At 35.5% G+C, this 22,014-nt stretch carries 20 protein-coding genes; all 20 read right to left on the minus strand.

Annotated elements, in window-relative coordinates; translation table 11 throughout:
• Positions 1 to 3 precede the first annotated feature (3 nt).
• The gene (locus APF76_05210; protein ID KUO52434.1) at positions 4 to 717 is read right to left on the minus strand and encodes a hypothetical protein; all 714 of its coding nucleotides are present in this window, start codon (positions 715 to 717) and stop codon (positions 4 to 6) included.
• Between the two features lie 93 nt (positions 718 to 810).
• The gene (locus APF76_05215; GenBank protein ID KUO52435.1) at positions 811 to 1,851 is read right to left on the minus strand and encodes a hypothetical protein; all 1,041 of its coding nucleotides are present in this window, start codon (positions 1,849 to 1,851) and stop codon (positions 811 to 813) included.
• A gap of 64 nt (positions 1,852 to 1,915) precedes the next feature.
• Positions 1,916 to 3,271: a hypothetical protein gene (locus APF76_05220; GenBank protein ID KUO52436.1), complete on the minus strand. Its 1,356-nt coding sequence runs from the start codon at positions 3,269 to 3,271 to the stop codon at positions 1,916 to 1,918.
• A 28-nt stretch (positions 3,272 to 3,299) separates the two neighbouring features.
• Positions 3,300 to 3,983 (minus strand): peptidase, encoded by a 684-nt coding sequence (locus tag APF76_05225; protein KUO52437.1) that lies wholly within the window; start codon positions 3,981 to 3,983, stop codon positions 3,300 to 3,302.
• A gap of 129 nt (positions 3,984 to 4,112) precedes the next feature.
• Positions 4,113 to 4,916, minus strand: coding sequence for a hypothetical protein (locus APF76_05230; protein KUO52438.1), 804 nt, complete (start codon positions 4,914 to 4,916; stop codon positions 4,113 to 4,115).
• 10 nt (positions 4,917 to 4,926) lie between these two features.
• Positions 4,927 to 5,862, minus strand: a complete 936-nt coding sequence (locus APF76_05235) for a hypothetical protein (protein ID KUO52553.1) — start codon at positions 5,860 to 5,862, stop codon at positions 4,927 to 4,929.
• Between the two features lie 9 nt (positions 5,863 to 5,871).
• Entirely contained in the window at positions 5,872 to 6,327 is a 456-nt protein-coding gene (locus tag APF76_05240; GenBank protein KUO52439.1) for a peptide deformylase, read from the minus strand.
• 12 nt (positions 6,328 to 6,339) lie between these two features.
• Positions 6,340 to 8,847 (minus strand): hypothetical protein, encoded by a 2,508-nt coding sequence (locus tag APF76_05245; GenBank protein ID KUO52440.1) that lies wholly within the window; start codon positions 8,845 to 8,847, stop codon positions 6,340 to 6,342.
• Positions 8,848 to 8,860: 13 nt separating this feature from the next.
• Positions 8,861 to 10,222 (minus strand): hypothetical protein, encoded by a 1,362-nt coding sequence (locus APF76_05250; GenBank protein ID KUO52441.1) that lies wholly within the window; start codon positions 10,220 to 10,222, stop codon positions 8,861 to 8,863.
• 26 nt (positions 10,223 to 10,248) lie between these two features.
• A complete protein-coding gene (locus APF76_05255; GenBank protein KUO52442.1) occupies positions 10,249 to 10,962 on the minus strand; it encodes a hypothetical protein in 714 nt (237 codons plus the stop codon).
• Between the two features lie 108 nt (positions 10,963 to 11,070).
• Positions 11,071 to 11,619, minus strand: coding sequence for a hypothetical protein (locus tag APF76_05260; GenBank protein KUO52443.1), 549 nt, complete (start codon positions 11,617 to 11,619; stop codon positions 11,071 to 11,073).
• A gap of 128 nt (positions 11,620 to 11,747) precedes the next feature.
• On the minus strand, positions 11,748 to 13,364 hold the full coding sequence (locus tag APF76_05265) for a 4Fe-4S ferredoxin (protein KUO52444.1): 1,617 nt from the start codon (positions 13,362 to 13,364) through the stop codon (positions 11,748 to 11,750).
• Positions 13,365 to 13,384: 20 nt separating this feature from the next.
• On the minus strand, positions 13,385 to 14,284 hold the full coding sequence (locus tag APF76_05270; protein ID KUO52445.1) for a nitrate reductase gamma subunit: 900 nt from the start codon (positions 14,282 to 14,284) through the stop codon (positions 13,385 to 13,387).
• Positions 14,285 to 14,606: 322 nt separating this feature from the next.
• On the minus strand, positions 14,607 to 15,797 hold the full coding sequence (locus tag APF76_05275; protein ID KUO52446.1) for an S-adenosylmethionine synthetase: 1,191 nt from the start codon (positions 15,795 to 15,797) through the stop codon (positions 14,607 to 14,609).
• Positions 15,790 to 17,019, minus strand: a complete 1,230-nt coding sequence (locus APF76_05280; protein KUO52447.1) for a hypothetical protein — start codon at positions 17,017 to 17,019, stop codon at positions 15,790 to 15,792. Before APF76_05280 ends, APF76_05275 begins: the two co-directional genes overlap by 8 nt.
• Positions 17,003 to 17,245: a hypothetical protein gene (locus APF76_05285; GenBank protein KUO52448.1), complete on the minus strand. Its 243-nt coding sequence runs from the start codon at positions 17,243 to 17,245 to the stop codon at positions 17,003 to 17,005. Before APF76_05285 ends, APF76_05280 begins: the two co-directional genes overlap by 17 nt.
• Before the next feature lie 15 nt (positions 17,246 to 17,260).
• A complete protein-coding gene (locus APF76_05290; protein ID KUO52449.1) occupies positions 17,261 to 17,854 on the minus strand; it encodes a guanylate kinase in 594 nt (197 codons plus the stop codon).
• A gap of 2 nt (positions 17,855 to 17,856) precedes the next feature.
• Positions 17,857 to 18,135: a hypothetical protein gene (locus tag APF76_05295; GenBank protein KUO52450.1), complete on the minus strand. Its 279-nt coding sequence runs from the start codon at positions 18,133 to 18,135 to the stop codon at positions 17,857 to 17,859.
• 27 nt (positions 18,136 to 18,162) lie between these two features.
• Complete coding sequence (locus tag APF76_05300) at positions 18,163 to 19,041, minus strand: hypothetical protein (protein ID KUO52451.1); 879 nt, start codon at positions 19,039 to 19,041, stop codon at positions 18,163 to 18,165.
• Between the two features lie 138 nt (positions 19,042 to 19,179).
• Positions 19,180 to 21,942, minus strand: coding sequence for an ATPase (locus tag APF76_05305; GenBank protein ID KUO52452.1), 2,763 nt, complete (start codon positions 21,940 to 21,942; stop codon positions 19,180 to 19,182).
• Positions 21,943 to 22,014: the final 72 nt, after the last annotated feature.

The following is a 22,014-nucleotide window of genomic DNA, read 5'->3' on the forward strand; positions in this document are numbered from 1 at the left end:
TATTTAAATGCACTTAACTAAAACTACTGTAACATTATCACTTCCACCGCTTAATAAAGCAGTATTAATTAATACCTCAACAGCATCTTTAACCGAGTTTTGCAATACTATATGCCTTATATCATTGTTACTTAAGACATTAAATAGCCCATCAGTACATAAAAGAATTATATCATTAGCGTGAATTTGGTGTGTCAGTATATCAATTTCAACCTCTGTAGCCACCCCTATTGCTCTCATAAGGAGATTTCGCTGAGGGTGATTAAGAGCGTCTTCTTCTGTAATGCCACCATTTCGCAGCAATTCACCAACATAAGAATGATCATCTGTTAACTGAACAATCCCCTTTGCATTAATTAAATATGCTCTACTATCTCCAATGTGTCCAATATAAGCAACTGCTTTATCATCTAAGTGCATAAAAGTCATAGTAGTTCCCATACCTACTGTTTCAGGATTAACACTAGCATGGTTAATAATATCTTTGTTAGCTGCATTCATTGCCTTTACAATGAGTTGACTTTTATCAGTATTTATTTCATTATGTTTCTTAAAGATTTTATCAGCACTATTAATGGCAATGGTACTTGCAAGCTGTCCAGCATTATGTCCTCCCATTCCATCTGCGACAATATAGATTCTGTTTTGTTGATCAATTAAAAAAGAATCCTGATTTTCCTGTCTTAATCCTTTTTTTGATAAACCTGCTGCTTCCATTAATTTTAACACCACCAATGTTAACTTAAACTAATGTATAATCCAAGAATAAGTATATAACTTCGCTTAATTGAACCATTATCCTCTTTTTGATCATTTCAGATTTGTCTTAGCCATTAACTGACCACAAGCCGCGTCAATATCTGACCCCTTTTCACTACGCACTACAGTTTCTATCCCTTTGGACTGTAATATATGACAAAAATTGTTTACAGTTTTAGCATTAGGCTTTCTCATTTCTGTTCCTTCCACAGGATTAGCAGGTATAATATTAATATTGCAAAGTAAACTCCTTAATAATTCAGCCAATTGCTTTGCGTGGTAGATGCTATCATTTAAATCTTTTGCTAAAATATACTCGAAAGTTACCTTTCTGTTAGTTTTGTCAATAAAAAACTTGACAGAGTCTAATAGGTCCTCTATTGGATACTTTCTATTTATAGGTACCAATACATTTCTCAATTCATTATTTGAAGCATGTAGAGAAATCGCAAGTGTTAAAGGTATTGCTTCTTCTGCTAGTTTTTTTATTTCAGGTACTAACCCACAAGTAGAAATAGTTATTTTACGGACACTAATATTTAAACCTGGTTCATCTATAATTATTCTAATAGATTTTATAACACTATCATAGTTTAATAATGGTTCTCCCATTCCCATATAAACTATATTGTCAATATCTCCATGTCTCTGAATTACCGTAAGAATCTGCCCAATAACCTCTCCTGTAGTTAGGTTTCGGTCTAGACCCATTTTACCTGTGGCACAAAAGACACAACCTATTGGACATCCTATTTGAGAAGATATACAAAGAGTCTTCCTTTTTCTCGAATTTTTTCCCCCATGAAACATTAAAACGGTTTCAACTGTTTTTTTATCTTTAAGCTGCAATAAAAACTTTGTAGTACCATCTATCTTAGAAATTTGTTCCTTAATAATAACCGGAAATTTACAGTTGAAATTGTTCTTAAGCCATAACCTTAAAGCAAGGGGTAGGTTGTTCATTTCATCAGGTTTATCAATTAATTTAGTATACAACCATTCATAAATTTGTTTGCCTCTGTACGAAGGAAAACCAGCTTCTTGAAGCATGTCCGCCAGCTCTTCTTTTGTATAATTTAAAATATCCTTCATCTTTACACCTCTAGTACTAGTATTTACCATAATAGTAGGAAAGTATCAGCAAAGGGAGCCTTGGTTAAGACTCCCTTATTATTCGTGAAATAAAAAATCCATCCATATTATGTCTTTGGGGTAAAATTTGCATAAAACCTTTTTCTGCAGTATAAGACAAGTCTGGGTCAAGAGCTAATCTGGTAGGTATATATGGAAGAAGGCTATCAAAACGATAGTTCTTGTTTTTCTTTAAAAACATGTTAACTACATCATGATTTTCTTCATGGGCCATAGTACATGTACTATATACCAATGTTCCTCCTAGCTTTAAACAGCGCGATGCTCCTTCTATTATTTCAGACTGAAGCTTTGCTAGCTCTTTAATCTGCTGCTGATTTTTTTTCCACCGTAAATCAGCTCGTCTTCGTAAAACACCAAGTCCCGAGCAAGGAACATCAAGTAGCAGGTAATCAATTTGTCTTTCATATAAATCGCCAAGCCTCTGAGCTTCTTGCTTTTGAACCTGTATAGACATAACACCTAGTCTTCTAGCGTTTTGTTCAATAAGCTTAAGCTTATGACTGTGGATATCAAATGCCAAAATATTGCTCTTGTCTTCTGTCAATTGAGCTAAATGAGTAGTTTTTGAACCAGGAGCTGCACATGCATCAACAACAGTAGACCCAACTGCTGGGCTTAAACACCTGGCTACTAACATGGATGCCTCATCCTGCATAATGAATAATCCCTGTATAAAAGACTCAATTTTATCTATTTGTTCAAACTTCTCTATCTCTAGACCCTCTGGAGCATAGAGAGTTTTCTTTACGCTAATATCCTTATTTAAGAGGTTCTCCTTAAGATCCTCAATATCAACCTTTAATGTATTTACCCTGATTGTATTAGGAGATTTTGAGTTATTGTGCTTGCATAGAGTAATGGTATCTTTAACTCCGTATTCCTCTACCCATCGCCTTACAAGCCATTGGGGATGGGAATAAACAACAGAGATATGCATTACTGGATCCTCATTAATATCTGGAAATGATATTTCATCTTGATTTCTTGCAATATTTCTAAGTACACCATTAACGAACTTCACACTACCGGGGTTTCCATACTTTTTTGCTAGGTTTACTGATTCATTACATGCTGCAGATACAGGAACCTTATCTAAGTATATCAACTGATAAATACCAGTCAACAGAATATAATTTATCCAGGGGTCTATCTTCTTTTTACTAACAAAGATCTTCATTATCCACTCAATGGAATTCTTATTTTTAACTGTTCCATACACTATTTCAGTAATAAAACGACGCTCAAGGGGACTAAAATTAGCCTCCTTGAGCAAATTATTTACTGCAATATTTGTAAAAGCACCCTTTTCTAGAACCTCATAAACTGCTTTTAAGGCTGAATCTCTGACTCTATCCATGTTTTCTACTCCTACCTTTTTCCTCGACTTAATCGTCACCCATAATCCTTGATAAAATTAAGAGTCTAACCAGGTTCAAAATGGCGGCTATCGCTGCAGCAACGTATGTGAGAGCTGCTGCTTGAAGTACCTTTCGTACTCCTTTTACTTCCTGTGGCGCAATAAAACCATGGGCCTGAAGCTGGCCAATAGCTCTACTACTGGCATTAAACTCAACTGGTAAAGTTATTACCTGAAATAAAACTACTGCCGCAAAAAGGTATATTCCAGCATTTAAAAATGTCGGATTACCCATAAATAATCCTAAAATAATAATAGGAAATGATAGGCTTGAACCTATCTGAGCCACCGGAACAAAGGTTGACCTTAATTCCAATGGGAAGTAGCCATTATTATGCTGAATTGCATGACCTACCTCATGTGCAGCAACTCCTAGTGAAGCAAGTGAAGTCCCAGAATAAACCTCTGGTGACAAACGTACTTTCTTAGATTTTGGGTCATAGTGATCAGATAGCTTGCCAGGACTGATTTCCACCTTTACATCATGCATACCATTATTTCCAAGAATTCTCTGTGCTACCATAGCACCATTTGCCCCTTTAGCAGAAGCTACCTTAAGGTATTTATTAAAAGTTGATTTCACCTTAAACTGTGCATAAAGAGATAGAATAATAGCAGGTATTAAAAGTAATAGTGTAAGATTCATTAACATTAAAATCACCTCTTTTTGAGTCATTATATATAGTGCTAGCATACATGTACTTCTTATTTATATTATACCACTTTGTCAATATAACTTAAAATTATCATTTAAATGAATTACCAATACTTATCTAAGAGCCTAGATCAATGGCTTTTGGTTTTGAGATTCAAAAGGAACTCTTCTCCTAGTAGTGTTATAAAGGAAAAATTCTATGGCATCCTCTACTGCATTCATACTAACGTTTGTATTAAAGCATGGTCCCTCTGGTCTTATATTTAATATTCCCAATACAGGTAAGGGTTTGCTATCTTTTATACCACTAGTTAGATCCCGTTCACAAGCAATTGCGATTACAGCTTTTGGTCTGTTTTGTTCGATAAATTTTCTTGCTAATGTGCCTCCTGATGCGACTACCAATTTTACTCCATAATTTTCAGCTATTGTATGTAAATCATCCACAGGACATTTTCCACAACGAACGCAAGTTGTAGAATCAATTGTGATTTTATGTTGACAATCACTATTCTGAATGCAATGTGGGGCCAATATCATGATTTTCTCCGGTGCTATGGTTAATCTTTTAGATTTTACAAGTTGATTATTAACTTCAATAAAAGAGCTCTTTATGATTTGCTGGTCTATACCAAGAATTCGCCCAATATATAACGCTACAGGGAATAGGGTATTTACTGCTAATAGCATTATATTTTGCAAAAGCGGAGGCATGTTTTGTTCTTTCCAAAGAGCAATAATTAATCCAACTATACCAAATCCCAAAAAGATAAGGATGGTACAGAAAATAGCTATAATTGCAAATACTACAATTTGCTGATATATATCAGTACTCTTAAAAAATAGATGCCAACTAAAAATCAATACTCCAAACAGCAGTAATAAGCTAAAGCATATTAACCCTATGAACACCCTTTTCCTTGATTTCACTATAAACACCTCAATAAGTAAAAGTTGATCCTTCTTGTATGGATTTTCCTTTTAGAAATTCACTAACCTTTAACCTCTTTTTGCCTGGTAATTGTAACTCAAGAAGCCTTACTATTCCTTGGCCAGCTTGTACCTCTATACCATTAACTAAATCAATTTTTAAAATGGTTCCTGGTTTATCTTCACCATCATTTAAACTAACAATTTCACTCATCCATACCTTTATAGTCTCATTAGATAATTTTGTATATGCACCAGGCCATGGATTTAGTCCACGGATAAGATTATGAATATCAAAAGCAGATTTTTTCCAATTAATTTGTTCTATCTTTCTTTCGATTTTCGGGGCATAAACTGCTAAAGATTTTTCCTGGGGAAGATTGTTTATACCTTCTGGCAATTTATCTAATACTCGTATCATTAATTCTGCTCCTTGGTTTGCGAGCTTATCATGTATATCTCCTAATGTTTCATCAACATTTATTTTAATAGATTTCCGTGCTAAGATATCCCCGGTATCGAGACCTTCATCCATTTGCATTATGGTAACACCTGTTTCTTCTTCTCCATTAATGATAGCCCAGTGTATTGGGGCTGCACCTCGGTACTTTGGCAAAAGGCTTGCATGAACATTTAAACAACCATATTTTGGTAGCTCCAATATTTCTTTTGGAATAATCTGTCCATATGCTGCTACAACAATTACATCGGGATTTATATTCCTAAGTAATTCAATTATTGACTGCTCGCTAATGTTATGTGGTTGCATGACAGTTAAGCCTAGCTCCCGCGCAGCTATTTTTACAGAAGGTTCTTGAAATTTTTTACCCCTGCCCTTTTTTCTATCTGGTTGAGTAATAACAAGGGGTATTTTAAAAGCAGAACTATATATTTTTTTTAGTGTGGGGACAGCAAAGTCTGGAGTACCCATAAACACTACTTTCATTTTTATCACCTAATCTATCTCTTCAATATTATTTGCAATATCAATGAACAGAACACCTTCTAAATGATCAATTTCATGCTGAAGTGCCCTTGCCAAAAGACCCTCAGCCTTTATTTCGATCTGATCACCATTTCTATTGAGTCCAGTAACTATAACTCTTTCAGCTCTAGAGACCTCTCCTTTTACTCCTGGAACACTTAAACAACCTTCTACTTCTTTTTTAATCCCCTCTGAGCTGGTTATTTCTGGATTAATAAATTCTATGAGACCTTCTCCTATATCAATTACTATCACACGTTTCGACACACCAACCTGAGGTGCTGCTAAACCTACTCCCAAGGCATCATCCATTGTGTCTTTCATGTTATCCAATAGTTTTATAATACTTGAATTGATTTTCGGAACTGGCTTAGCTTTTTCTCTAAGAATATTATCTCCCACTTTTACAATCTGATATATAGCCAATAAAACAACCTCCTATGCGAAATTATTAGGGCTAATGTCTAAACTAACATTTACTTTATTAGCGAAGGGGCTAGCCTGGTAAAATTCATCAAGACAAACCTTAACTATAGGTCTTAGGTTAACTCCCTTTTCATACTTAACAAGGAGCTGATATCTATATTCTCCCTTAATTTTAACCAAACCACAAGGATTTGGACCAAGAATTTGCAGGAAATTAGTATTTTTTTTAAGCTGTAGGCTTCTGGTAAAATATTTATAAAAAAAATTCGCTCCTTCATTAACCAGATCCTCAGTCCTGCCTGTAAAAACTATTCTTATAATTTGACTAAATGGAGGGTAATTATATTCTTTTCTAAAAGTGATTTCATCCTTATAAAATGAAGTAAAGTCTTGATTTTTTGCATGTACTATACTAATGTCGTGGGGATTAAATGTTTGAATAACCACTTTTCCTTCCCATTTACCCCTACCTGCTCTACCTGCGACTTGTGTTAATAGTTGGAAAGATTTTTCCCTACTTCTAAAATCCGGTAAATTGAGTGTAGTATCTGCAGCAATAACTCCTACAAGAGTAACATTAGGAAAATCAAGCCCCTTTGCCACCATTTGTGTGCCTATTAATACATTTGTCTTACCTTTAGCAAATTCATCAAGATAATTCTGCACAACTTCCTTTTTATCAGAAATATCACCATCGATTCTCATCACATCAACATGTGGATAAAGAGTTTTAAACTCATGCTCTATTTTTTGAGTCCCAAGACCAAAAGGCTTCCAGTGAAGAGAGTTGCATTCTGGGCATTTCTGGGGAATACTTTGACTGAAGCCACAATAATGACATAGCATTTTTTGTGTTGTTTGATGATACGTAAGTGAAACTTCACAGTTAACACAATTTAAAATAAACCCGCAATCTCGACATAGTACAAAAGATGCAAAACCACGCCTATTTAAATATAAGATAATTTGTTTTTTATTAGCAAGAGTTTTGCTGATCTCTTCTTGTAGGCTTTTACTAAAAATGCTTAAATTCCCTTGCCTTAGCTCATCCCTCATGTCAATAACTTGGACGGTTGGGAGTTGATAATCTTTTACCCTCTTTGGAAGAGAAAGCAATTTGATTTTTCCAGTTTGTGTGCCTAGAAAGGTTTCCAAGGATGGAGTTGCACTTCCTAAAACAACTGGACAGTTATGCCACATGGCCCTTTTTAAAGCTACCTCCCTAGCATTATATTTAGGATCATTGTCTTGTTTATAACTAGTATCATGTTCTTCATCTATAATTATAGCTCCTAGTTTTTTTACAGGGGCAAATACTACTGAGCGAGCTCCAACAATTATTTTTTTCTGACCAAATTTTATAGACTTCCATGCCTCGTACCTTTCTTTTGGAGTTAATTTACTATGTAAGATTACAATATGATCTGAGAACCTAGATTGAAGTCTACTTACTATTTGTAGTGTCAGAAATATTTCTGGTAGCACCAATATGGTTTGTAGTTCTTTTTTTAAACAATGCTCCATAATTTCCATATAAACTTCAGTTTTTCCACTTCCTGTTATCCCATAGAGAAGATATGGATTGTAGCTTTTGTTTTCAATGTCATTGGCAACTATCTCATAGGCTTTTTTTTGGTCACTATTAAGACAAATGGAGTTATCCATATAATTTTCTTTATTCTTGTAGCTCTCTATTGATATAATATCTTTCTCAATTAATCTTTTTAAAACACCTATATCCACATTTGTAATGTCAAGTAAGGACTGAATGGATGAATCAAAACCCTCCTGCAAGGCCTTTACAATTGCCCACTGTTTTGGTGCCCTTTTCCTTAAACTACAATGATTCTCTAACCTCAACTTCTCCACATTTAGAATTGCCTTTTGATCTCTCCAGTTGTTTCTTCTTTGCGTTTCCAGTACAATATGCTGTTCTATAATATAACCTTTATCTAATAGTTCCTTATATGCTTTTTTATAAGACTTACGATCATTCTCGAACAAATTATTATCGATCCATTTGTCACCGGCTTTATACACTATATCATATAATTTTTTAGCAGAAGTATTTAAATCATCCATGTATGCTTTTTCTAACAACTTAAACTGCTTGATTATGTTTGGTAACGCACCCACAGGAATAAACATTTTTAGTGTTTTTATCCTAGTTGTTAAGTAGTAGTCACTCATCCAATTAGCTAGACTAATTTCTTCCTCATTTAAACTCAAGGATCGGCTTAGAACATCTTTAATTTCTTTAAGCTTTGGATGTTGTTTCTTGTGGGACAACTCAACAACATATCCATATTTTAATGTATTACCAAATGGGACAAGAACTAAACTCCCCTCTAGCACATTGTTTGCTAGGTGTGCAGGAATTAGATATTGGAATGTTTTATCTAATGATCTATGATTATTATTTATTATAACATTTGCGTATGATTCTTTCACGTTTGCATCCCACCCTTTTCTTATACTCATTATACCAAACTTGTCCACATAGGGTGAGAAAAAGAGCATCAAAAGATGCTCCTTACATTGTCAATAACCCATATTCTGACTCAATAAAACGTAGAATATTAACTTCCATACCACTTTTTGCATCTATATACACCAAAAAAGGCATTTGGTCTAAACTTCCTTTAAATTCCCAACAGAATGCCTCCTTTCCCGTTGGTAGGGGTATAACCACCTTCTGCTGTCTTTGAACTTGAAAATCAGGATGAAGTTTTATTTGAGCTTCTGTCTCAGATAATGCATCTTCTGGCCAATTTCTTTCCTCTTCCCTGGCTAGTAAATAATTAATAGCTTCAAATCCAGTAACCTCTCCGCTATCTAATGCAACTTTTACCTTTAATAAATGGGGGTATACCAAGATGCCTTCTTTTACTTCCCCAAAGGAAACAACAGCCTGATTAAAGTTTTGGATTACACCAGTTGCATTAAAGGTATCATACCCTTTTTCCAGTAAAAATTTTTCGGCTTGCTCTTGTGCCTCCTGAAGAGAAAGGTCGCTTCCACCTACTCCCCTATTATCCAACATCCAAGCAATATAACCCCCTGTTTTTGTTATATCGAGTACAATTTGATCTCCAATATTTCCATAAGTAGGTATAACTCTTACAGAATACACCTGGATAGGAGCATCCTCATCACTTTCTGTTATTTTATAATTAACCCTACCCTCTTCAACACCAAGAAAACTTCTAGCAATATTCTTAGCATCATCTTCCGTAATTATATCTCCAGTTAGCTCAACGCTTCTATTAATAATCTGTTCAGAGAATGGACCATCATATATCAATTGGGGAAATGTTTGTATTTGGTCCTCTAAATTTGAAAATGTTTCCTCTGGAAGAGTACGTGTTGCGTCAGACCAATCCTTATGCTTTGACAAAGCAATATTACTCCAAGGAAATCTGTCTCTACTTATGTCAATATGTAGGTTTTGAAGATGTTGACTTATTTCAAGAGCTTGTTTATGAAGAAGCTGCATTTGTTCTCTATCATTTTCAGCCATTATCTCTTGTCTATAGCCATTGGCCATTGTAAAGCAGTAATCCCCCAGTTGATTTAGAAACATTTGCGTCTGCACCAAGACATTTCTCCCTAATGGAAGCTGGGCTAAATCCTTTTGAGCCATATGTGCTTGTTGCCACGCTAAAGTTAATTGTGATTTCTCATATTCGGGGGTACCTGATGCAAGTACCTTTGAGAGTACATTCTCAACCATCTGCATACTACCTGTCAGGTCATAAAAGGCTCTCTGATAATGAGTTTCCTGTAAAATTCTAAGGTTATTCTTCTGCTCATTTTGCGTATATCCCCAGTATCCTGTCCAGATTAAAGCTACTGTTAATAACCCCACAGTAAATGAATACCACCAACTTTTCACTATTTGCCCAACTCCTTTACACCAGACTATGTACCAAAAACATGTTTGCCAATCCTTCTATGTATCGGTCTGCTCCAAATCCACCTTGAAGTTGCCACAGCTGGATTCCAGTAATAAATTGCTCCATTACTTGGATCCCAACCACTTAACGCATCTGTAGCAGCCCTAAATGCTGAAGCATTAGGTTCTAGCCATATCTGACCATCACTTACTGCAGTAAATGCTCCAGGTTGAAATATTACATCAGGAATAGAATTTGGAAAGGATGGATGCTTAACTCTATTTACCACAACAGCAGCAACAGCTACCTGCCCTTCATAAGGTTCACCCCTTGCCTCACTATGAATAGTTCTTGCCAATAATAACATTTCATCACTAGATAATGCTGGGGCGTTTTCAACAGCTGCTGCAACACGTTTAGTTGGATTATCTAAACGATCGATAGTAGCTATATTAGCAATTCCTGTACCAGTCAAGCCTCTACTTAGTTGAAATTTTCTGACTGCAGAAGCTGTCCTAGGCCCATAGATACCATCAATTCTTCCTGCATCAAAACCTTTTTCATCAAGCATTCTTTGTAGTTCTGCAACATCTTCTCCTCTACTACCCCAGTTTAATTCTCTCTCACCCAGAGCAATAGCACTAACATGGGATAGTGGATTCCCTGCTGTCACCCCCACCAATACTAAGACTATTATTATTATAAATAGAATTAATCCATTATAATATTTCACTTTCATTTTTTACCCTCCTAAGCTAATTACTAATAATACTATTTTTTACGTAGCCTTTATTATTATGCAAAGAAAAACCACCCCTTTTGTTGAGGTGGTAGAATAAAAGGACACCTACTTTAAGTAGAACCTTCTCACAACTCTTTCTTTCTCTTCTATTACAGGTCTCCAAAGTTCAAATCTCTCTATGACACCACGTATTGGTGCCTCTCGCAAGGATACTCTCTGACACACCTTCAAAAACTCATGATTCTCAAGTGGTGATTTAGCAAATATTTCACTTAGAATAGTTATGTGAAAAATCCACTTATCCACTAAAGGGGCAACTAAAAATCCACTCTTATCTATAGCTTGCCTAAGCAGGTATTGTACTTGTTGCAATTTCTGACTATCCTCAATTTTTAATATGAGACTCTTATGCGGCTCAGTAAAGCAATCAAAACCACTAGATTGAATTTTTATAGAATCAAAACCATCTAAAACCTGCTGAACACACTTACTAAAAACCTCTATTTGTTCTTGATGAATTCTCTTTACAGTAGTAATTGTTATATGAATGGTAGGTGGCAAATTTTGATAGACTTCCCAGCTATTAGATAATAGTCTTTGTATCCGAAAAGCTTCCTCATATAAATCTCCTGAAGGAATTGCAACAAGATACATATAATCTCTCCAGTTATTAATCAAAACTGCAGCTCACCTCCATAAGATATATACAACTTATTTTTCCCTTTACTATTCTATATTATTAAGGTCCATCCCTGCATCTAGGGATGGACCTTATATTAATCTTATTCTTCTTCTCTTAAAAACTCCAAGAAAGGTTCTTCAACACTTACAAGAGCATTCACAACCAGTTCAACTAATCCACCATATTGCACATTATACTTATCTGTGGCCTTATAGTAGCTTAGAATATCCCTGATAGCACCCTTACAGTTAGAACATGGTGCACAAACATACTTTGGAATATTTGCATCCTCAATAGTATCCTGAAAAGCATTAAGGATTTGTTTAAACTTCATTCTAGCACTAACTTTATCTCTAAATTCCGAGAAATTCTGTGATTTCATTATAGCAAAACCACTTCCTCCTCCACAGCAATAATTGTTAACACCATGTGGTGTCATCTCTCTAAATTGTGTACATACTGCATTAATTATGTCTCTTTGGGGTTTGACAATACCCATCATCCTAACGACGTTACAAGGGTCATGCATTGTCACAGGAAAATTGTTTTTGCTTGGATCTACCTTAAGAACTTTATTCTCTATCAATTCCCATAGTAATGGCAGAAAACTTTCTCTAGGAACATAATCTTCACCTGTAACCATTCTATCCGCACTTATTGCTGCAGCTTTATGAGCATGACCACACTCTGCAAGTACTATTCTTTTAACACCAAGATCTCTTGCAGCCTTAAATTGCTGTAGAGCTACTTTTTTAGATTGGGCATCGTCATACCAAATGCCGTAGTTAACATTATCATACCCTATTAAGTCACTACTTAGTGTCCAATTTAGCCCTGCTTCTTCAAATAGAATTGCAAAGGCTGCAGGGTTTTCAGGCCAGGCCATGAATTCTCCTGCATTATGGGTCAAAAGAATATCTGCACCCTTCTTATCAATAGGCATCTTTATTCTTCTACCAATCATATCCTCAATATCATCTTCAATGAATTCTATAGTATCTAAAAATGCTGGTTTAGTAATACCAGTTGAGGAACCAGTTTTCAACTGCAAAACGCTACCTTTTTCATGTAATGGTTTTGGAGCTATCCCCATCTCCATGCTAAAGATTTTGCGTATTTCTCGAGCTAATAATGCATTATCAAGCCCAAGAGGACAAGCTTGTGCACATCTTCTACAAAGATTACACCTATAAGCTAGCTCCCCAAGTCTAGCTATAGTCTCCCAGTTAATATCAATATCTCCACCTGTAAAGGAACTTAAAATGCTATCTCCTTTAAAATGCTTTTTGGCAATTTTTCTTAAAACTTCGGACCTAAATATTGGCCTGTATAACTCATTTCTTCCAGTTGACTGAAAAATATGGCAAGCCTCTGAACATGTATTACACTTAGCACAATACTCAAAGGATAATAACAATGGTTGTATAAAGTTCCTATTAGTCTCATTAGATAACATTTTTTCTAAACCAGATAGAAATTTCTTAACAAATTCGTCTTCCTGTTCCTTTGTCTCAGGTCTTGTTAATGTATCTATTCCAATGTACCCATCTAGTGATGTACAATATTTTTCTGCCCACTCAGCCTTGGGTTCTTTAAAATCTGGTTCCATTCCTGGTTTATTATAGGGAGCAGGTAAATCCATTAGCTTGTCAAGCCTTGTTAACTGTTTTGAAGGTTTCCCCATATCCTGCGGTTTCAAGTCTTTTCCATTAATCATTTAATCCCCTCCTATCCTAGCTATTGTTCTTTACTTACTGACTTTCCCGGTTGTATGTGTGGAGCAGACCAACCTTCTTTAGTAGGCTTAAAAGCTGAAGCTTCCTTAACTTTCTTCTCAATTTCACTACCTGGTAAATTGGGATCATTTTCCCACAATACTTTATGGAAAGTAAAATACTTTGCAACATAATGACTCATTTTAGTTTGAGGTATATATATCAACAAGAGTCCTAGCAATATAATGTGGAGAGTTAACATACCTCCAGCTTCAATGGCACTAAAGGTTAAAAGTCCTTTAAAAACATCTCTACCATATTGAAAACCCGGATCGGCAACAGAAACAAAAATTCCTGTTAATACTACTACAAAAATAAAAACTAAATTAAAGTAATCTTGGGGAGTTGTATATTTTTTCATGGAATCCATTAAAAGTCTTCTTAAAAATAACCCACCCGATCCTAAAGCTAATAAAACTGCACCTGCATTACCTGATACTAATGTCATAAAATAAACAAAACCAGCCCATCCTTGTGCAACACTTGTAACTGCATTACCTGATAACTCTGTTATTGCACCTACAAATAACATTGCTGTCCATAATAGTAGTAGGTAAATACCTAAATGCAAAGCATATGAAAGCCACCATAATGGTTTTTGATTAACATAAAGATTCTTTATAAACAGCATCTCTTTTAACATTTCCTTCAGTTCTCCCATGTGGGAAATCTCACGTGGTTTTTCAAACCATTTTACATCTTCATAATATGACCCACCGTATTCTCCTCTACCCTTTTCCTTTGGTACAGGGTACAACTCCCATCTGCCATGCATAGGCATCTTAGAAAACTTTAATGCTTTAGAAATAGAAATAAATACAAAAGCAAATAAGGAAATGTAAATAAATATTACTAGTAACAAAACACACGACCTCCTTTAATTTAAGTCAACTTTACATGTTACTTTTAGCACCACACTTCATATTATAAAATTCACAAGGAAATATATCCACTATAACTTCTACAAGAAAGCTTGATAACCTATAAAAGCATTATTTGAATATCCAATGCTACTATAAGAAAAACATATAGTAGGCTTAAAACAAAACTTGGCTTGCGCCAAGTCCTTAGACGCAGGCGCAAGCCTTAGTCTTTGTGAATACTATCTACCTTGTTTGAACTTATACTTCTGATAGTATAAAATAATAAAGAGCCGTTAAAACAGCTCTTTATCTTCTTCTCTCTTATATTCCGGCTTCCTTTTTTAATATATCAGCCTTATCTGTTCTTTCCCAATTTACGTCCAAATCTACTCTACCCATATGGCCAAAAGCTGCTAAGTTTCGGAATATGGGTTTCCTCAAATCCAAATCACGGATTATAGCGGCTGGTCTTAAATCAAAGTTATTATTTACTAATTCAACAATCTTTGCATCTGGAATTTTCCCGGTACCAAAGGTTTCTACCATAATGGATACTGGGTGAGCAACACCAATGGCATATGCAAGTTGAAGCTCACAGCGACTAGCCAACCCTGCTGCTACAATATTTTTAGCTACATAACGGGCTGCATAGGCAGCTGATCTGTCAACCTTTGTGGAATCCTTGCCTGAAAAAGCTCCGCCTCCATGCCTAGACATTCCGCCGTAAGTATCTACAATTATTTTTCTTCCTGTAAGACCAGCATCACCCTGAGGTCCACCAACAACAAACCTACCAGTTGGATTGATAAAGTATTTTGTCTTATCATCTAATAATTCTGATGGAATAACTTCTTTTATGACGCATTTGAGAATATCCTTATGAATAACTTCTTGTTCTATATCAGGTCTATGCTGACTTACAATGACAACTGTATCTACTCTAACTGGCTTATCATCTTCATACTCTACTGTAACCTGCGATTTCCCATCTGGACGAAGATAGGGTAAAATTCTCTGTTTTCTTACCTCTGATAATCTTTTAGTAAGCTTATGTGCCAATGCTATAGGCAATGGCATAAGTTCTGGAGTTTCATCACAAGCATATCCAAACATCATTCCCTGATCTCCAGCTCCTGTTGCCTCTATTTCTTCTTCTGACATTTCTCCTTTTTTTGCTTCTAGAGCCTTGTTTACGCCTAACGCTATGTCTGGTGACTGTTCATCAATTGCTGTTAAAACTGCACAAGTGTCAGCATCAAAACCAAATTTAGCACGTGTATAACCTATTTCTCTGATTGTTTGTCTAACAATTTTGGGAATATCAACGTAGCACCTTGTTGTTATCTCACCGGATACCAAAACTAAGCCCGTGGTAACAGTAGTTTCACAGGCAACCCTTGCATTTTCATCTTCTGATAGTATTGCATCTAATATACTGTCAGAGACCTGATCGGCTATTTTATCAGGATGGCCCTCAGTTACTGATTCCGAAGTAAATAATTTTCTAATCATTGTTATCCACTCCTTTTCGTATGATTGTTTTCTTAAATAAATCTAACTTAGCAATTGTATTTAAAATGAGTTTTGCGATTTCCGTTTTAGGCAGAAGCTTACTTTTAACAATGATCCCATTCCTGTCAAAAATCGATACCTGATTATTTTCAGATGAGAAACCTATGGCTGCATTAGAGACATCATTGGCAACTATTAAATCAACATTCTTTCTCACCAATTTGTTCATTGCAGACTTCTCTAATTCCTCTGTTTCTGCCGCAAATCCAACTAAAATCTTATCATTCTTTTGTGATCCAAGGATTGATAAAATATCAGGGGTTTTTGTTAACTTCACAATCAACTCATCTGCTGTCTTTTTTATCTTGTCGTCGTGTATGAAGGTTGGCATATAATCAGCTACTGCTGCTGCCATGATAATAATGTCTTGTACTTGATAATTCTGTAGAACTTGTTGGTACATCTCCTGGGCTGTTTCTACACTAATATGCCTGTCCAACTTACACTTCCTATTTTCAACTGTAGAAATAATAGTAACATTAGCTCCTAGATCTTTTGCAACCTCTGCTAAAGCATACCCCATCTTACCGGAACTTCTATTACCTATGTATCTGACTGGATCAATGGGCTCTCTGGTTCCACCCGCAGTAACTAAAACATTTAAACCGCTAAACAACCTTTGGGGTTCAAGAATGCTGCATAACTCTTTAAATATTCTAGAAGGATCGGGTAATCTTCCTTTGCCAATGGTACCGCAAGCTAAATGTCCTTCATCAGGATCCATTATGAAAATACCCCTATTTTTGAGTTTACTAATATTACTTTGAACAGCCATGTTTTGGTACATATTTATATTCATTGCAGGAGCAATAAAAACAGGACAGTTAGCTGCCAAAAGCAAGGATGATAAAAGATCATCTGCTATCCCATTGGCTAATTTACCAATAATATTAGCCGTTGCAGGAACTACTGCCAACATGTCGGCATTTTGTACCAATTCAATATGAGGTATATTTTCTTTGTTTCCAAACAAATGTACAGATGTGGGGTTATTTGTTAATGCAGAAAAGGTTACAGGAGAAACAAATTTTTGAGCTGCTTCAGTCATTATTACCCGAACGTCAGCTCCATTCTTTACTAATAGGCTTACAAGCTCACATGACTTATAAGCAGCAATCCCTCCTGTTACTCCAACCAATAATTTTTTATTCTTTAACTTCATTCCATTTATCACCGTTTTCTATCAGAATTTCTTCTACTGTCTTGTAAGTATCTTTATTTGCCAGCTCAAATAGTGCCAAGGTCACAGGTTTTCCTTTTATAGCTAGACCATTTAAATCCATAATCTCCCCTGCTGTGATTCTACGGGCTCTTTTGGAAGCTTTAACTACTAAAGAATACTTATTGTCAACCTTTTGTAAAAGTAAATCTAAAGGTGGTTGATTCATTTAGCAAAATCTCCTTTAATCAAAATTAATTTTACGTCTTTGTGGTCTACACTTTTCTGCATTTATTATTGATTTTAGTTTTGCGATAGCGGTTTCTATTTTGTCATTAACAATTACGTAATCATATTCTGATACGTAAGCCAATTCAGTATGAACACTTTTCAATCGTCTTGAAATATCCTCAGGCGAGTTCTGTCCCCTACTTTCAATTCTTCTTTTCAATTCTCCAATGGATGGAGGCACAATAAAAATAAAGACTCCTTCAGGATATTGTTTTTTAATGTGTAATGCCCCTTGAATATCGATTTCTAATATAACATCTTTTCCAGCTGCAATATTCTCTTCCACCAGACTCCTAGGGGTTCCATAAAAATTCCCATAGACCTCAGCCCATTCAAGAAGACCATTATTTTCTTTCAAATTTAAAAACTCTTCTTTAGGCATAAACAAGTAATCAACCCCATGCCTCTCCCCTTGTCTCGGACTTCTCGTGGTGGCCGATGTTGAATAATAAATACTAGGAAATTCCTTCTTTATTAAATTACATAATGTCCCTTTGCCAGCACCTGATGGACCAGAAATAACAATTAATAAACCTGATATACTCACTTTTAGCCGTCTACTCCTTCATCCCCAGCATTATTTGTATTTTTGACATTTAATCGATGTGCAACTGTTTCTGGCTGTACAGCTGATAAGACAACATGGTCACTATCTGTAATAATTACTGCTCTTGTCCTTCTCCCATATGTAGCATCCACAAGCATTCCCTTTTCTCTTGATTCTTGAATAATTCTCTTAATGGGAGCTGACTCCGGGCTTACAATGGCAATTATCCTATTTGCAGATACAATATTTCCAAACCCAATATTAATTAATTTAATAGACACAGATTTCCCCTCCATTTTCGAAAGTTTTTACTCCACATTTTGAACCTGCTCGCGCATCTTTTCTATATCTGTCTTAATATTTACAACTAAGCTGCTAATATCATAATTACTGCTTTTTGATCCTATGGTGTTTGCTTCCCTATTCAATTCCTGGATTAAAAAGTCTAACTTTCTTCCTACAGACTCACCAGACAAAAGTTCCTTTTTTAGCTGTTTAAGATGACTTTCGAGTCTTACTATCTCCTCATCGATACTCATCCTGTCAGACATGATTGCTACTTCAGTTAATAATCTATTATCATCCACTTCCCAACCAGAAAGTGCATCCTTCAATTTTTTTGAAAGCTTGTCTTGATATTCATTCACTACGGAAGGAGCTTGCTCCTTTAAATGCTTACAAGACCCATGGATAAAATCAGCTTTTAGGCTCAAATCCTTATATAGTTCCTGACCTTCTTTTTCTCGCATGTTAACCATCTGTTGAATGGCATTAACTAAAGACTTTTGTAAAAGAGACCAGTATAAGTCAAGATCCTCTTCAGGTTCCTCAATTCCTAATACTTCAGGCATATTTGCAATATCCATAGTCTTAATCTCTTTCATAACTGGTAAAATATCAGAAATCTCCTCTAAAGCTGAATAATATGCTTTAGAGAGCTCTTTGTCAAGTTTCACCTGTCTTTTTTGTTCTCCTTCATCTTGTATCTTAACATAAACATCTATTCTGCCTCTAGCTATTTTTTTCTTTATTTCTCCCCTTATTCTTTCTTCAAGAAGGGTTATACCTCTGGGTAGCTTTATAGATATATCCAAAAACCTGTGATTAACTGATTTTGCTTCAACTATCCATTTTCTACCTTCTCCGGTAGTTTCCCCTCTACCATACCCTGTCATACTTTTTATCACAATAATTCCTCCATGGACAACATCTTTAAACTATTATAACATTCAATATTCTCTATACCAAATCTTTTTAATAAAATACAGAAAATACAGATTCAGTAGCCAGAATAAAACCTTAAAAAACTACTACTTCTGAATTTTTTAGTTATTAAGGTATACTAATTTCCTTCTAATTGGTTTGGCTATATAATGATAAATAGCAGTTAAATAAGTCTTCCATCCAGCAACTAATAATATAACTGACCAATGAAGCCAATTCAAACTCGTTGTCTGGAAAACTGGTTGAAGAAATGGAAGATATATAACAGTCAACTGCATTGCAATCGAACAGCATACCGCTACAATTAATGCAGGATTAGATAATACACCAACTTCAAAAGGAGAATATCTTTCAGATTTACAATGAAAGACATGAAAAAGCTGTGAGAAAACTAATGTAGAAAATGCCATTGTTCTAGCTAATACCAAATCTCCACCACCAAGCTGTAGCGCTAACCAAAATACAAATAATGTCGCTAACCCAATTTGAAAACCTCTCACAAGAATCTTTTTACCTAATCCACCACTAAATACACTTTCTTTAGGATGTCTTGGTTTTCTAAACATAAGATCCTTGGCATTATTATCAACACCTAATGCCATTGCTGGAAGGCCATCAGTAACTAGATTTACCCATAATATTTGGATAGGTATTAGTGGCAAGGGCATCCCCATTAAAGCAGCCAAAAACATAACCATAACTTCTCCTACATTACAGGACAAGAGGTATCTAATAAATTTACGAATATTATCATAAATACCACGGCCTTCTTCTATTGCTGCTACTATAGTAGCGAAATTATCATCCGCTAAAACCATTGCAGAGGCTTCTTTTGTAACATCTGTTCCTGTTATTCCCATAGCCACTCCAATATCTGCTTCTTTAACAGCTGGTGCGTCGTTTACTCCATCTCCTGTCATAGCCACAATATGACCATTATTCTTTAAAGCTCTTACTATTCTGAGTTTATGTTTGGGGCTGACCCTGGCATATACATTTATTCCTTCCACCCTTTTTTCCAATTGGTTATCATTTAATTTATCTAACTGACTGCCATCTATTACACTATCAGGACTACTACAGATGTTTAATTCTTTTGCAACGGCTTCTGCAGTAGCCTTATAATCTCCAGTAATCATTACAGGCTTTATCCCTGCCTGTTTACATGCAGCAATGGCCTTAATTGCGCTAGTTCTTGGAGGGTCAATCATACCAGCAAGTCCGACGAAAATCAGGTCAACTTCGGCTACATCTTCATTGAAATCTTCCCCATAAGCTAATTCTTTATAGGCTAAACCAAGAACACGTAATGCTTTGCTGGCTAACCTTATATTTTGATCCAAAATGTGTTTGCGTAAAGTAGAAGTTAGGGGGACGATGTTATCTTGTACTAGGATATGGGAGCAATTTTGCAATACGATTTCAGGTGCACCCTTGACATAGGATTTCTTAGCACCATCTGATGTTTCATATATAGTTGTCATTCTTTTTCTTTCGGAATCAAAAGGAATTTCACAGATTTTTTTTTCTTTTCTTTCTATAGTTTCTTTCCATATTCCTACTTTAGCTCCTAAGACAGTTAATGAACCTTCAGTTGGGTCACCATTAATACCCCAATTTCCCTTTTCTTTATTATTTCGCATTAATCCGTCGATATGAAGATTATCCTTCTCTAATCGAGAATTATTGCACAGAACGCCTATTTTTAGAAGCTTTATCAGCTCTTTATTCTTTTGGAAATCTACTTTAAGGTTATTTTCTAGAATATCTCCTTTGGGATCATATCCTTCACCAGTTACTGTAAAAGACTTACTAGTAGTCACAATTTCTCTTACTGTCATTTGGTTTTGTGTTAATGTCCCTGTCTTGTCTGAACAGATGATAGTGGCACATCCTAATGTCTCAACAGCAGGCAATTTTCTAATAATAGCATTTCTTTTAATCATTCTTTGAACCCCAATTGCCAAAGCAACCGTAACTATTGCAGGCAATCCCTCTGGTATTGCGGCAACAGCAAGGCTTACACCTGCCAAAAACATTTTATATACAGGCTCTCCCCTAACAATTCCAGTAATAGATACAACGGCACAAATAATAAGGCAAAGAGCTACTAACCACTTACCAAGTCCATCAAGCCTTTTCTGCAATGGAGTCTCTTCAGTTTTAACAGACTGTATAAGACCAGCAATCTGCCCCATCTCTGTTTTCATACCAGTAGCAACCACTACTGCTACTGCCCTGCCTCGTGTAATTACCGTTCCCATATGAACCATATTATATCTATCGCCTAACCCAATTTCACTTTTATTGAGGGGATCAACCTTCTTTTTAACAGGGTGGGATTCACCAGTAATGGCTGCTTCTTCTACTTCTAGATTAGATAATTCTATAACCCTAGCATCCCCAGGGACTTTATCGCCAGACTCAAGGAAAATTATATCACCTGGAACCAATTCTGCAGCTTTTATCTTTTTTCTGGTACTATTTCTGATAACAGATGCTTCAGGTGCAGTCATACTCTTTAGAGCTTCTAATGATTTTTCTGCTTTATATTCCTGAAAAAAACCTAAGATAGCATTTACGAAAACTATTAAAAGTATTGTTATAGCATCTGCATATTCTTTTAGTATACCCGAAATCATTGTAGCACCTAAAAGAACTAAAACCATAAAATCAGTAAATTGACTGAAGAACAATTTCCATGGATTAATTTGCTCCTTTTCTTCTAGTGTGTTTGATCCATATATAGATAATCTTTTTTCAGCAATAATGTTTTCTAAGCCCTGTTCCTGATTTGTTTGTAATGCTTCTAGAACCTCTTGACTGCTAAGCTGATACCATTTATCATTCCTCACAATATTCATCTCCTTGTATCTTCCTCTTGAACATGTACATATAAATCTTTATTCATGTCCTACAAAAAAAATGAACGCAAA

This window comes from Desulfitibacter sp. BRH_c19, assembly GCA_001515945.1.
Classification (GTDB): domain Bacteria; phylum Bacillota; class DSM-16504; order Desulfitibacterales; family Desulfitibacteraceae; genus Desulfitibacter.

Coding starts and splice junctions, on each gene's coding strand:
- APF76_05210 (KUO52434.1), bottom strand. CDS start 717: ATGGAAGCAGCAGGTTTATCAAAAAAAGGATTAAGACAGGAAAATCAG.
- APF76_05215 (KUO52435.1), bottom strand. CDS start 1,851: ATGAAGGATATTTTAAATTATACAAAAGAAGAGCTGGCGGACATGCTT.
- APF76_05220 (KUO52436.1), bottom strand. CDS start 3,271: ATGGATAGAGTCAGAGATTCAGCCTTAAAAGCAGTTTATGAGGTTCTA.
- APF76_05225 (KUO52437.1), bottom strand. CDS start 3,983: ATGTTAATGAATCTTACACTATTACTTTTAATACCTGCTATTATTCTA.
- APF76_05235 (KUO52553.1), bottom strand. CDS start 5,862: ATGAAAGTAGTGTTTATGGGTACTCCAGACTTTGCTGTCCCCACACTA.
- APF76_05245 (KUO52440.1), bottom strand. CDS start 8,847: ATGCTCTTTTTCTCACCCTATGTGGACAAGTTTGGTATAATGAGTATA.
- APF76_05255 (KUO52442.1), bottom strand. CDS start 10,962: ATGAAAGTGAAATATTATAATGGATTAATTCTATTTATAATAATAATA.
- APF76_05260 (KUO52443.1), bottom strand. CDS start 11,619: ATGTATCTTGTTGCAATTCCTTCAGGAGATTTATATGAGGAAGCTTTT.
- APF76_05265 (KUO52444.1), bottom strand. CDS start 13,364: ATGATTAATGGAAAAGACTTGAAACCGCAGGATATGGGGAAACCTTCA.
- APF76_05275 (KUO52446.1), bottom strand. CDS start 15,797: ATGATTAGAAAATTATTTACTTCGGAATCAGTAACTGAGGGCCATCCT.
- APF76_05280 (KUO52447.1), bottom strand. CDS start 17,019: ATGAAGTTAAAGAATAAAAAATTATTGGTTGGAGTAACAGGAGGGATT.
- APF76_05285 (KUO52448.1), bottom strand. CDS start 17,245: ATGAATCAACCACCTTTAGATTTACTTTTACAAAAGGTTGACAATAAG.
- APF76_05305 (KUO52452.1), bottom strand. CDS start 21,942: ATGAATATTGTGAGGAATGATAAATGGTATCAGCTTAGCAGTCAAGAG.